We start from the raw sequence: 12,883 nt of genomic DNA on the forward strand, positions 1-12,883 counted from the left end.
CGTTGCATGAGATCCTCGGAATGGGATGGGCGAAGCGGAGCGGTCATTGTGAACCCAGTAACATTATCAGTGCCTTGCACCGCACAAAGCGGCCGCGTAGCCTCCTCGTCGTGGCAGCACTGCGGCAGGGGAAGGACATGACCATCCGTGTTTTCATCGTCGACGACCATGCGCTGGTGCGTACCGGCATGCGCATGATCCTGTCTGCGGAAACGGATATCGAGGTACTGGGCGACGTCGAAAGCGGCGAAGAGGCGATGCCGCTGATCCGCAAGCTCAAGCCCGACGTGGTCTTGTGCGACCTGCACCTGCCCGGCGTCAGCGGCCTGGAAGTGACCGAGCGGATCATCAAGGGCGACCACGGCACCCGGGTGATCATCGTCTCGGTGCTGGAAGACGGGCCGATGCCCAAGCGCCTGCTCGAAGTCGGCGCCTCGGGCTATGTCGGCAAGGGCGGCGACGCCAGCGAGCTGCTGCGCGCGATCCGCGACGTCGCCCGCGGCAAGCGCTACCTGGCCAGCAACATCGCCCAAAACCTGGCCCTGTCGAACCTGGACGGCGGCGCGTCGCCGTTCGACGAGCTTTCGCCGCGCGAGCTGGAGATCGCCTTGCTGCTGGTGCAAGGGTTCCGTCAGGAAGAAATCGCCAAGCGCCTGAGCCTGAGCGCCAAGACCGTCAACACCCACAAGACCCGGCTGTTCGAGAAGCTGGCGATCACCGACACCATCGCCCTGGCGCGGCTGGCGGCGCAGTACGGGCTGGCGGATCCGGCGCATTCGCTGTGATCGCGCGGCGCTAGCCGCGCGGGGGCTGCTTCGGCGGCGACAGCAACAGCAACAGCAAATCCCCCCTGGCCCCCCTTTTTCAAGGGTCTTAGGAAGCAAAGCTGCCTCATAACGCAGCTATCTTCCTGAAATGAATAAGAAAAATAGGTACTACAGCCGTTCGAAAATCAGCGAGGCCCGATTTCGGGCCCTCGTGCGCTGCTGGGCCCTGGACCTGACCGCGACCAGCACCGCGCAACTGACCGGGTTGAGCGTGCGATCGGTCAACTCGATCTTCCTTGCCTTGCGTCGTGCCATCGCCACCGAATGCGAGCAGCATTCGCCGTTCACCGGCCAGGTGGAAGTCGACGAATCCTTCTTCGGACCGTGGCGCGTGCGCGGCAAACGCGGCCGCGGCGCCGGCAAGAAAACCATCGTCTTCGGCATGCTCAAACGCGGCCAGCACGTCTACACCCAGATCGTCCCCAACTGCAAAACCGCCACGCTTCAGGCCTTAATTCGTGGGCATATTCGCCTGGAGAGCGAAATCCTCTCCGACTGTCTGTCCAGCTACGACGGCCTGGTCGACCTGGGCTATGCCAAGCACTGGCGCATTCGCCACAGCGGCAATCATTTCGCCGAGGGCGACAACCACATCAACGGCATCGAGAGCTTCTGGAGCTTCGCCAAGCGGCGCCTGGCCAAATTCAACGGGGTGCCCAAGGCCACCTTCTACCTGCACCTGAAGGAGTGCGAGTTCCGCTTCAACCACCGCCACGAAGACCTCTACCGGGCGACCCTCAAGTTGCTACGATCCAACCCACTCTGAGGGGCTGTTTGCTTCCTAAGACCCTTTTCAAAGGGGGGAGGCGATCTGCTGGGTTTGCGGCGAGCTTGTGGGCTTCTTGCTGTTGCTCTACGAGAGCGTTGGCCGTTTCCCTGCGAGATGCCGTTCTGCCGTTTCTTTGCGAGGGCGACCGCTTGCCCGCGCTTAGCGCGTGCCTTGCTGTTCCCCCCTTTGAAAAAGGGTGAGAGCGTGCGCTTGCGAACCGCAGGTTCGCGCACGATCGAACGCCAGCAGGCTATGCCTGCTGGCCGGACGGGCAGGGGGGATTTGCTGTTGCCTCTCGGCGCGAGCGGAGGGGGCGACGCGAAGGCGGGTGTTCGCTTCGAACCACGACTACAAAAAAACCACCGGCCGCTCGCGCGGCCGGTGGTTTCGTCGACGCTGGGAACGAGCGCGGCGGCTTAGGCGCGGCGTTCGTCGCTGTCGTCGCCCTTGCCTTCGGCGGCATCGGCCTCGCCCTCGACCGCCGCATTGGCGGCGTCGGAGGGGTTCGGGGCCTGCGGCGAGGGCAGGGGGTCGAACAGGCTGCCGGTGCGCGGGGTGGCCGGTTCGATCGCGGCCGGCGCGGCTACAGGCGCCGGTTCGACGACGGCTTCGACCGGCGCCGCCGGAACGGCCGCGGTGTCGGCGGCCGGCGCCGGATCGAGCGCGGCTTCGGCTGCGACGGTTTCGATCGGAGCCGGGGCTTCCACGACGGTCGGCGCAACGGCCGCCGGCGTTTGGACCGCAGCGGGTTCGGCGGCCGGGGTCGCCGCCGGAGCGGTATCGACCTCGCGCTCGGCCGCGGCCGGACGCTCGGTTTCTACCGCACGCACGGCCGCCGCACGCACGGCCGGCGCTTCGGCCTGGGCCTGGCGCGGGGCCGGGGCCTGGACCGGCTCGATCACCAGCGGTTCGACCGCGGTCGGTGCGACCACTTCGGCTTCGACCACGGTGTCTTGCACCGGCTGCGGTTCGACTACGACCGCTTCGGCCACGTCGGGCTTGGCCGGCGCGCTCGGCGCCGCTTCGACCGCCGGCTGGACGCGTTCGATCGCGATCGCGGCGTCCTGGGCCGGAGCGGCCGCCGGGGCGGCTTCGGGCTGGCGGGTGATCACCGGCATGGCCGGTTCGAGCACGGGCTCGCGCACCGGTTCGGCATCCGCCGACAGCGCGGTCGGGGTAGCGGATTCGGCTACCAGACCGGTCACCGCATCGGCTGCGGCTGCAGCGGCGGTCGGCGCGACGATCGAGGACGCGACGGCGGCGGCCGGGACGACCGCAGTCGCCGCCGTGGCGACCGCTGCCGCCGGCTTGGTGGCCGGTGCGCCGAGGTCGTCGTCGAAGTCGAATTCCGGCTGCGAGCGGTGCGCCGCGGCCGGAGCCGGCAGCGGCTCGCCGCCGATCTCGTCTTCGTCGTCGAACGCGTTCTCGTCCTGCAGCGCGCCTTCGCCGGCGGCGCCGGCTTCGCCGTTGCCGCGACGACGGCGACGGCCGCCGCGACGGCCGCGACGGCGGCGACCGCCGCCTTCGCCGGCCGCGTCGGCCGCATCGCCTTCGCGCTTGTCGGCATCGGCTTCGATCGCGCCGGCCTCGGTCTTGGCGACAGCGTCATCGACGGCAGGCAACGGCGCGACCACCGGGGCGCCGGCGCTGGCCTGGGCGGCGACGACCGCGGCCGGCACCACCGCAGCGGCGACGGCCTCGGCCGGCGCGTCCTGGCGCGGCGGCTTGGGCGGACGCGGCGCGGCGTTGCGCTCTTCGCCGGACTTGTCGGCTTGGGCCCGTTGCTCGCCCTGGCGGGCTTCGTTCTGGCGCGCTTCGTTCTGCGCCCGGGCTTCGTTCTGCTTGGCCTCGTTCTGCGCCCGCGCCTCGTTCTGCGGCTTGGGCTGCGGCTGGCCTTGGCCGGCCTGCTGCGGCTTGGCCTGGGCCTGCTGCTGCTTGGGCTGCGGCTGGCCCTGGGCCGGCTGCTTCTGCTTCTGGCCCTGCTGCGGCTGCGGGTTCTGCGCCTGGGCCTTGTTGTCGCGGCGCTGTTCGTCGCGGCGCTGCTCCTGGCGCGGCTCGTCGCGGCGGCTGCCGTCGCGGCCGCTCTTGCCGTTGCGCTGCTCGCCGCGGCGCTGGCCGTTGCGGTCGTTGCGCTCGTTGCGGCCGCGGTTGTCCTGGCTGCGCGCGCTCGGTTCGGCGGCGGCCGGAGCGGCCGGCTGCGGGGTGCCGCGGAAGATGCGCAGGATGCGCTCGACCAAGCCCACCGAGTGGGTCGGCGCGGCGACCGGCGCGGGCGCCGGAGCCGGCTCGGGCGCGGCGGCGACCGGGGCTTCGCGCGGTTCGCGCAGCGGCGCCGGCTGGGCCGGGCGGACGTTGGTGACCGCCGGGGCGTCCGGAATGTTCAGGTGCGCCTTGGTCAGGGCGTGCAGGGGCAGCTTGCGCTGGGTGCCGCGCTGGTAGCTGGGCTTGTTGGATTCTTCGCCGAGCTCGTTCTCGCGCACCCGGGTGACTTCGTAATGCGGGGTTTCCAGCTGCTCGTCGGCGACGATCACGATCGGCGCGTCGTGGCGCTGCTCGATTTCGAACAGGGCGCGGCGCTTCTCGTTGAGCAGGAAGTTGGCGATCTCGGTCGGCGCCTGCACCAGCACCTGGCCGGTGTTCTCCTTCATCGCGTGCTCTTCGGCGACGCGCAGGATCGACAGCGACAGCGACTCGACGCTGCGCATGCGGCCGTGGCCGTCGCAACGCGGGCAAACCAGCTGGCTGGACTCGCCGAGCGAGGGGCGCAGGCGCTGACGGCTCAGCTCGAGCAGGCCGAAGCGCGAGATGCGGCCGATCTGAACGCGGGCGCGGTCCTGCTTGAGGGCGTTCTGCAGGCGGTTTTCGACGTCGCGCTGGTGGCGGTTGGACGACATGTCGATGAAGTCGATCACCACCAGGCCGCCGAGGTCGCGCAGGCGCATCTGGCGGGCGACTTCCTCGGCCGCTTCCAGGTTGGTGTTGAACGCGGTCTCTTCGATGTCGCCGCCCTTGGTGGCGCGGGCCGAGTTGACGTCGATCGCGGTCAGCGCTTCGGTCTGGTCGATGACCAGGGCGCCGCCGGAGGGCAGGCGCACGGTGCGCTCGTAGGCGTTCTCGATCTGCGATTCGATCTGGAAGCGGTTGAACAGCGGGGTGTCGTCGGCGTACTTCTTCAGCTTGCGCAGGTTGTGCGGCATCACCTGCTCGACGAACTCGCGCGCTTCGGCGTACATCTCGTCGGTATCGACCAGGATCTCGCCGATGTCCGGGCGCATGTAGTCGCGCAGGGCGCGGATGATCAGGCGCGACTCCTGGTAGATCAGGAACGGCGCCTGCTTGCTCAGCGCGGCGTCGGTGATCGCCTTCCAGACGCTGACCAGGTAGTCCAGGTCCCACTGCAGCTCTTCGGCGTCGCGGCCGACGCCGGCGGTGCGGATGATCACCCCCATGTCGTCGGGGATGTTGAGCTTGTCCATCGCCTCCTTGAGCGCGGCGCGGTCGTCGCCCTCGATCCGGCGCGAGACGCCGCCGGCGGTGGGCGAGTTCGGCATCAGCACCATGTAGCGGCCGGCCAGGGAGATGAAGCTGGTCAGGGCGGCGCCCTTGTTGCCGCGCTCTTCCTTGTCGACCTGGACCACGATCTCCTGGCCTTCGCGCAGCAGCTCGCGCAGGCCGGCCTTGTTGTGGTCGACCCCGGGCTGGAAGTAGTCGCGGGAGATTTCCTTGAGCGGCAGGAAGCCGTGGCGGTCGGCGCCGTAATCGACGAAGGCGGCTTCCAGCGAGGGCTCGAGCCGGGTGATGCGGCCCTTGTAGATGTTGGACTTCTTCTGTTCCTTGGACGGCTGTTCGATGTCGATGTCGTACAGGTTCTGGCCGTCGACGATGGCGACGCGCAGTTCTTCCGCCTGCGTCGCGTTGATCAGCATGCGCTTCATTGTTGCGTTCCTCGCGCGCTCTACCGCGCGGAACGCCATGGCGTTTCGCTATCTGGGAACTGAGTCCGCTCCGTCGCGCGCGCCGGCCGCAGGTCTGCGGGCCGCCCGCCGCGCCGGCGAGGCCTCCACTACCAGCGCTACATCACCACGGCACGCCGCGGGAGCGCTTGTTACCTTTCCAGTTCTTTCGGGCCGGCGACGCGAACGTCGCTCGGGGCGGGGCGGCGGCAGCTTCGAGCCGGCTCTTCTGGAGCGCAGGCTCTGGCGCCGCACGGGTGTTCATCTCGATGCTTTGACCCATCGGGCGATGGCCGGTTCCGCCGCTCCGTCGCTGCTAACATGGCTGCCCCGTGGGCAGTGGTTAGACGCGGATCGGAATCGCGGGAGGGGCTTTCGGCCCCGTACCGGGACGCACGCTTGTCAGGCGCAGCGACCGGTACAACTCCCAGCGAAATCAAAACCTTATCTCGCGTCGCGAGTGTAACAGATAACGCTTCGGGATGACCCAATCAGCAAACCCCGGCTCCAGCGGCGCGCGCACCGTGCGCGTGCCCGACGACCGCGATGGCCAGCGGCTCGACAATTTCCTCCTCGGCCAGCTCAAAGGCGCGCCCAGGTCCTTGATCTATAAGCTGGTCCGCTCCGGCCAGGTGCGGGTGAACGGCGGCCGCGCCAAGGCCGAGCGCAAGCTCGAGGCCGGCGACGAGGTGCGCATCCCGCCGGTCCGTCTCAGCGAGGCCGGCGACAAGCCGACCCCGCCCAAGGGCTTCATGGATGCCCTGGACGCGGCGATCGTGTTCGAGGACGCCCGCCTGCTGGCCCTGAACAAGCCCTCCGGGGTCGCCAGCCACGGCGGCAGCGGGATCAGCTTCGGCGCGATCGAGACTCTGCGCGCGCTGCGCCCGGGCCAGACCCTGGAGCTAGTCCACCGCCTGGACCGCGACACCTCCGGCCTGCTGATCGTGGCCAAGAAGCGCTCGGCCCTGACCGAACTGCAGGCGCTGATGCGCGAGGAGGGCGGTATCGCCAAACGCTACCTGGCCTTGCTGACCGGGCGCATGCCCGACGGGGTCATGAGCGTCGACGCGCCGCTGCATATCGGCCTGCGCCAGGGCGGCGAGCGCCATGTCCAGGTGCATCGGGACGGCAAGCCCTCGCTGAGTCACTTCAAGGTGCTGGAGCGGCGCGGCGGGCAGTCCTATTGCGAGGTCCGGATCGAAACCGGCCGCACCCACCAGATCCGGGTCCATTCCCAGCACATCGGCCACCCGGTGGCCGGCGACGACAAGTACGGCGAGGCCGAGGCCAACAAGCGGCTGCGCGACCAGGCCGGGCTGCGCCGGCTGTTCCTGCACGCCTCGACCCTGGAGTTCGCCCTCGACGGCGGACGCGAGCCGTATCTGCTCAACGCGCCGTTGGCGCCGGAGCTGATCGAGGTGCTGGACCGGTTGGGCTGAGCGGCGCCGCGCGCGCCGCCGCGATCGAATAAGGGCCGAGCCGTTCCGGCGCGGCCGCGATGAGGCGGCCGCCGTCGGCCCGGCGACCGCGCGCCGGGCGATGTAGCGGATTCAGCCGGCCGCCGGCGCCGCGCCGCAGTGCGGCGGGCGTTCGCTCGGGGCGTGGAACGTCACCGGTACCTGGATGTCGGTGGAGACCGGCTTGCCGTTGCGGGTCGCGGCCTCGAAGCGCCAGCGCTGCACGCCCTTGATCGCCGCCTCGTCGAGCGCGGCGACCTTGCTGCCTTCGAGCACGTTGACCTTGGTCGGCTTGCCTTCCGGGCCGACGGTCAGCTGCAGCACCACCTTGCCGCCGATCTGGTCGCAGCCGATGGTCTGCGGATACTCCGGCGGCGGCGTGTCGACCGCGCGCAGCGGGGTCGAGGGAATGATCGGCGCCTCGGGCGCGCGCTGGCAGCCGGCGGCCAGCGCCGCGGCCAGGACGGCGGCGAAGGCCGGGGCGAGGGACAGCGGACGGTGCAGGGTCATGGCAGTCAACCAGTCAGGGCTTCGGCCTTGGCGGCGCAGATGAAGTCGTTCTCGCTCAGTCCGCCGACGTCGTGGGTCGAGTAGCGCACCACGCAGCGATCGTAATGCACGCCGAGGTCGGGGTGATGGTCCTCGCGGTGGGCCATGAACGCCAGGGCGTTCACGAAGGCCATGGTGCGATAGTAGTCGTCGAAGCGGAAAGTCTTGGTGAGGGCATGGCCGTCTTCGGCCAGCTCCCAGCCCGGCACTTGCGGCAGCAGTTCACGCACCCGCGCCTCGTTGAGCCGGTGCTCGCTGCCGTGGCGGAGGATGCAATGGGCCTGGGACAGGGGGATGAGGTCGTTCATGGCGGACTCCTGGCGGCCCGGCGCGGCGGCCGGGGCGATGCGTCTGCGCCGCGACCGGTTCCGCTGAACGGAATCGTATCGCCGGCGGTCGTAGGATGGGCGCGCGACTTCCGGTCGCGTCGACCCCGCTAGAATAGCCCGATGATCAATATTTCCGAATCCGCCCAGGCGCACTTCCGCAAGCTGATCGAACGCGAGGCCCTGCCGGGCCTGGGCGTGCGCCTGTCGGCGATGCACCCGGGCACGCCGCGCGCCGACGTGCGGCTGGAGTTCGCCGAGCCGGCCGACCTGCACGGCGACGAGTGGGCGATCGACTGCGAAGGCTTCACCCTGTGGCTGCAGGCCGACAGCGTGCGCTACCTGGACGGCGCCGAGATCGACTACGAAACCCGCGCCACCGGCGGCCAACTGCAGATCCGCGCGCCCAAGATCAAGGGCGAGGCGCCGGCCGACTCGGCTTCGCTGGTCGAGCGCGTGCACTGGGTGGTCGAGCACGAGATCAATCCGCAGCTGGCCCAGCACCGCGGCAACGTCGCGGTGCAGGAAGTGACCGCCGAAGGCGTGGTGGTGCTGCGCTTCGGCGGCGGCTGCCACGGCTGCGGCATGGCCGACGTGACCCTCAAGCAGGGCATCGAGACCACGCTGATGAGCAAGGTGCCGGGCGTGACCGCGGTGCGCGACGCCACCGACCACGACAGCGGCGACGCGCCTTACATCCGCCGAGACAGCGCGGCCTGAGCGCGGCGCGGCGCAGCCCATGCCCACCGCCGCCTCGCTCATCGAAGCCCTGCAACGCCGGTTGCGGCTGTCGGCGCGCCGCGACGCGCAGACGCCCGGCGAGCTGCCGGCCGGCTGGCAGCAGTGGCTGGATGCGATGCCCGCGCGCGCCGATGCGGTGACCGGCGCCACCCCCGATGCGGTGCTGGCGGTGCTGGCGCAGCGTCCGTTGGCGCAGCCGCCGGGGCGCGCCGCCGCGCTCAACCGCTGGCAGGCGTTCGCGACCCTGTGGCGGCAGGAATGGCATCCGCCGGCGCGCGAGGAACGCGGCCTGCGCTGGTTCGCCGGTTCGACTTCGCTGCTGTGGCATCTGATCTTCGGCGGCCTGCTGATCTGGCTGATGTACCTGCAGTACTTCGCCGCCCGGCCGCCGGTGCAGGGCGAGGACGTGACCCTGATCGAGCTGGTCGGTGACGGCACGCCGGAACGGCCCGGAGGCGGCCAGCAGCAACCCAGCGAACGACCCGTCGAGCCCGCCCCGGCGACGGCGCAGACCCAGGCCCCCAGCGAAGCCGCCGCGGCCGAACCGGCGCCGCCGCAGCCGGACTTGCCGACGCCGCCGGCGCCGGAGCTGCAGGCGGCGGTCCCCGAGGTGCCGCAACGCGACGTGCCCGAGCCGCAGTTGCCGCCGCCCGCCGCGGAGCAGCCGGTGATGGTCAGCAAGGCCTTGCCCGACGCGCCGCAGGAATTCGTCCTGCCGCCGACCCGGCGCCGGGTCGACGACAGCGTGCGCGTGCCGCAACTGGAAGCCGCCAACCGGCCGGTGCCGTCGCAGGACGTGCCCGCGCCGGTGCAACCGATCGCGCGCGAGCTGCCGCAGCGCGATATCGCCGCGCCCAGCCTGAGCGCGCGGCCGCGCGAGGTCGCGGTGCGCGAGGTGCCGGCGCCGACGCCCGCGCCGGCCTTGCCGAACGTGAACCTGCCGACCCGTCCGATCAGTGCGCCGCAACTGCGCAGCACCGCGCCGTCGGTGCGGGTGGCGGACATCCCGACGCCCAGCCCGCCGGCCTCGGCCGCGGCGCCGGCCGCGCGCGCGCCGGCGGCCACCGCCTCCGCGCCGACCGCGGCGCCGGCGTTTCCGGCCTCCGCCGCGGACGCGGCGGCGGCGGTGGACGCCGCGGCGAGCGCGCCGAACGCCGCCGCGCGAGCGCCGGCCGCGACCGCGGGCGCCGGCCCCAAGCCGACGCCGGCTCCGGGCACCTGGTCCTCGCCCAAGCGCGGCGACGACTGGGGCGAGGCGGCGCGCAACCGCCCCGGCGGCCAGCCGGGCCAGCCCGGACAGACGCCCGGCCTGTACGGCAGCGACGGCCGGGTGCGCCTGGCCGATACCCCGGGCTCGGCTTCGCCGGGCCAGCCGCCGGGGACGATCACTCAGGAGATCAAGGACCTCGACCGCGCCGGCACCTGGCTGCGGCGCAAGCCCAACGATTACGAGCCGACCACGTTCGACAAGTACTGGCGCCCCAACGAGACCCTGCTCGCCGAGTGGGTGCGGCGCAGCGTGCAGACCGTGATGATCCCGATCCCGGGCACCGGCAAGCGCATCCAGTGCTCGGTGGTGCTGTTGATGGCCGGCGGCGGCTGCGGCATCAACGATCCCAACCTCAACGATCAGCCGGCCGAGGCGCGACCGCCGCCGGACGTGCCGTTCAAGCCGCACCTGCAGGAAGACAACGGCAGCGTGCGGCCGCCGCCGGGCGGTTGAGCGCCGCCCCGGCCGCTGGCGCGGCGTCGGCCGCGCGGCAGCCAAGCCCGGCGCAAGGCGCGGCCCGAAACAAAGCCGCGCAAAACAAAACGGCCCGCGCGAGCGGGCCGTTTGTTGTGTGCCGCTCGAAGCTGGCGCCGGCTCAGTGGATGCCGTGCAGGTCGCGCAGCTGGCCCTTGTCGCGCGAACCGAAGTAGGCGGCGAGGTCGGCGATCTGCTGATCGTTGAGGGTCTTGGCCTGGTTCGACATCAGCGCGTGCTCGCGGTCGCCGTCGCGGTACATCTGCAGCGAGTGGGCGATGTAGTCGTGGTACTGGCCGGCCAGCTTGGGGTAGGTCGGATCGATCGGCGCATTGCCTTCGGCGCCGTGGCAGTCGACGCAGGACTGGCCGGTGGCGGCGCCCTTGACGCTGGCCAGCTTCTCGCCCTCGGCGATGCGGCCGGCCGGCAGGCCCGACGAGGACGAGGTGTGGCCGGCGTTGCGGTCGGCCGAGGAGTGGCCGGCCGGCGCATCGGCGTTGGAGCAGGCGGCGAGGGCCAGCGACAGGGCAGCCAGAGCGAAGCCGCGCTTGATCGAACGGATCTGGGTCATGGGGCGGCTCACTTGGCGCTGGAGAGGAAGGCGGCGATGTCGGCGATGTCCTGGTCCGAGAAGCTCTGGGCCTGGGCCTGCATGGTCGGGTGCTTGCGCGTGCCTTTCTTGTACTCGGTCAGCGCGTTGACCAGGTACTCCTGCGACTGCCCGACGATCTTGGGCACGTGATAGTTGGGATAAGCGTTCTTGTAGCCGGTGACCCCGTGGCAACCCTGGCAGGTATAGGTCAGCTGGCGACCGGTTTCGGCGTTGCCTTTCGCCGGCGACTTGGCCGGGGCGGCAGCGGCGGGGGCGGCCGTGGCGGGCGCGGCGGCAGCGGCCGGCGCCTTGGCGGGTTCCTGCGCGTACGCCGTAGCGGCGGCCAGGGTCAGAGCGAAACAGGCGATCGTCAGCGGTCGCATCATGTCGTAGTCCGCAATCTCGAATGGCTAGCGAAAGGTGGTGGCTGGCTCTACGCGGCCTGAGACCGCGCATAAGTGGGCGAGTATAGCCGGCGACGCGACTGCAACGAAGTCGTCGTTCGACGCATCCATGCTTCGGGGCCGGAATGACGGCGGCCGCGGCCGCTCGCGCTTACCGTGCCTCAGAATAAATGCATGGCTCCAGTCACCATGACCTTCGGCGGATGGTGGCTTTCCGGGCCGGTGATATACCTATATACAACACCGGCATACGGCCGGTCCGCCGAGTCCATTGGCAGCTGTGATTACTAGAATCCTGGGGTCGTTTCGCATGCGTCATCTCTCCAATAACCGCCACGGCGGTGCTTCGGCGCGCAGCACGGTGGCCTTCGCCGCCCTGGCCTTGGCCTGCACCCTCGGGCTGGCGGCCTGCAAGGGCGGCCCCGGCGCCGCCGAGGCTCAGGGCAAGGAAGCCAAGGACAAGGCATCCGAAGCGGTCCCGGTCGAAGTCGCTCAGGCGACCCGGCGGGCGATCGCGGCCAGCTATACCGGCACCGCGCCGCTGGAAGCGCGCGCCGAGTCGCAGGTGGTCGCCAAGACCTCCGGCGTGGCGCTGTCGGTGATGGTCGAAGAAGGCCAGCACGTCCAGGCCGGCCAGGTGCTGGTCCGGCTGGACTCGGCCCGCGCCGAGCTGGCGGCGGCCCAGACCAACGCCACCCTGCGCAAGCTCGAGGCCAACTACGCCCGCTCCAAGCAACTGGCCGAACAGCGCCTGCTCAGCGCCAACGACATCGACCAGCTGCGCTACGACATGGAAAACGCGCGCGCCGCCAACCGGATGGCCAACCTGGAACTGTCCTACGCCAACGTCCAGGCGCCGATCTCCGGGATCGTCGCGTCGCGTTCGATCAAGACCGGCAACTTCGTCCAGATCAACTCGCCGATCATCCGCATCGTCGACACCTCGCGCCTGGAGGCCACGCTCAACGTGCCCGAGCGCGAGCTGGCCACGCTCAAGGCCGGCCTGCCGGTGCAGATGGCGGTCGACGCCATGCCCGGCAAGGCCTTCGCCGGCACCGTCGACCGGGTCGCGCCGGTGGTCGACTCCGGCAGCGGCACGTTCCGGGTGATCTGCAGCTTCGAGGGCGGCGGCGCGCTGCAGCCGGGCATGTTCGGCCGCCTGCGCATCGACTACGACAACCGCGCCGACGCGCTGGTGGTGCCGCGCGCGGCGCTGCTCGACGACGAAGGCGATCCGGCGGTGTTCGTGGTCCGCGGCAAGAAGGTCGCGCGGGTGCCGATCAAGCTGGGCTACCTCGATGGCGCCTGGGCCGAGGTCCGCGACGGGGTCAAGCTGGGCGACCAGGTCGTGGTCGCCGGCAAGACCGCGTTGCGCGACGGCACCGAGGTGCAGCTGATCGGGCAGAATCCGCCGCGTGAAGTCGCCGCGGCGAAGCCGGCCACGCAGAAGCAATAAGCGCGCTCCACGCGCGCCATCGCCGACGCCGCGGCCGCCGCGGCGTCGGCCGCAGACAACACTAA

At 70.6% G+C, this 12,883-nt stretch carries 11 protein-coding genes; 6 read left to right on the forward strand and 5 right to left on the reverse strand.

All coding sequences use genetic code 11. From position 1 onward, the window contains the following. Positions 1-137: 137 nt before the first annotated feature. Both K4L06_RS16435 and K4L06_RS16440 read left to right on the forward strand, forming a co-directional pair. On the forward strand, positions 138-785 hold the full coding sequence (locus tag K4L06_RS16435; RefSeq protein ID WP_221672426.1) for a response regulator: 648 nt from the start codon (positions 138-140) through the stop codon (positions 783-785). A 130-nt stretch (positions 786-915) separates the two neighbouring features. After that, positions 916-1,593 (forward strand): IS1595 family transposase, encoded by a 678-nt coding sequence (locus K4L06_RS16440; protein WP_221669623.1) that lies wholly within the window; start codon positions 916-918, stop codon positions 1,591-1,593. 419 nt (positions 1,594-2,012) lie between these two features. Here K4L06_RS16440 and rne read toward each other — a convergent pair whose 3' ends face one another. After that, positions 2,013-5,531 carry a ribonuclease E gene (gene rne / locus K4L06_RS16445; protein WP_221672427.1) on the reverse strand — a complete coding sequence of 1,173 codons (3,519 nt, stop codon included), beginning with the start codon at positions 5,529-5,531 and terminating at the stop codon, positions 2,013-2,015. Between the two features lie 500 nt (positions 5,532-6,031). Here rne and K4L06_RS16450 point away from each other — a divergent pair, with 500 nt between their 5' ends. Beyond that, positions 6,032-6,988 (forward strand): RluA family pseudouridine synthase, encoded by a 957-nt coding sequence (locus K4L06_RS16450; RefSeq protein WP_221672428.1) that lies wholly within the window; start codon positions 6,032-6,034, stop codon positions 6,986-6,988. Between the two features lie 111 nt (positions 6,989-7,099). Here K4L06_RS16450 and K4L06_RS16455 read toward each other — a convergent pair whose 3' ends face one another. Both K4L06_RS16455 and K4L06_RS16460 read right to left on the reverse strand, forming a co-directional pair. After that, positions 7,100-7,516 carry an energy transducer TonB gene (locus K4L06_RS16455; protein ID WP_221672429.1) on the reverse strand — a complete coding sequence of 139 codons (417 nt, stop codon included), beginning with the start codon at positions 7,514-7,516 and terminating at the stop codon, positions 7,100-7,102. 5 nt (positions 7,517-7,521) lie between these two features. After that, positions 7,522-7,863, reverse strand: coding sequence for a 4a-hydroxytetrahydrobiopterin dehydratase (locus tag K4L06_RS16460; protein ID WP_221672430.1), 342 nt, complete (start codon positions 7,861-7,863; stop codon positions 7,522-7,524). Between the two features lie 141 nt (positions 7,864-8,004). Between K4L06_RS16460 and K4L06_RS16465 the strand changes: the two genes are divergently transcribed. Next, positions 8,005-8,601 carry an NfuA family Fe-S biogenesis protein gene (locus K4L06_RS16465; protein ID WP_221672431.1) on the forward strand — a complete coding sequence of 199 codons (597 nt, stop codon included), beginning with the start codon at positions 8,005-8,007 and terminating at the stop codon, positions 8,599-8,601. Positions 8,602-8,620: 19 nt separating this feature from the next. Continuing rightward, on the forward strand, positions 8,621-10,345 hold the full coding sequence (locus K4L06_RS16470) for a hypothetical protein (RefSeq protein ID WP_221672432.1): 1,725 nt from the start codon (positions 8,621-8,623) through the stop codon (positions 10,343-10,345). Between the two features lie 142 nt (positions 10,346-10,487). Here K4L06_RS16470 and K4L06_RS16475 read toward each other — a convergent pair whose 3' ends face one another. After that, a complete protein-coding gene (locus K4L06_RS16475) occupies positions 10,488-10,937 on the reverse strand; it encodes a c-type cytochrome (protein ID WP_221672433.1) in 450 nt (149 codons plus the stop codon). 8 nt (positions 10,938-10,945) lie between these two features. Then, complete coding sequence (locus K4L06_RS16480; RefSeq protein WP_221673661.1) at positions 10,946-11,341, reverse strand: cytochrome c; 396 nt, start codon at positions 11,339-11,341, stop codon at positions 10,946-10,948. A gap of 331 nt (positions 11,342-11,672) precedes the next feature. Between K4L06_RS16480 and K4L06_RS16485 the strand changes: the two genes are divergently transcribed. After that, positions 11,673-12,818 (forward strand): efflux RND transporter periplasmic adaptor subunit, encoded by a 1,146-nt coding sequence (locus tag K4L06_RS16485; protein WP_221672434.1) that lies wholly within the window; start codon positions 11,673-11,675, stop codon positions 12,816-12,818. Positions 12,819-12,883: the final 65 nt, after the last annotated feature.

The organism is Lysobacter sp. BMK333-48F3 (genome assembly GCF_019733395.1).
Lineage (GTDB): Bacteria > Pseudomonadota > Gammaproteobacteria > Xanthomonadales > Xanthomonadaceae > Lysobacter.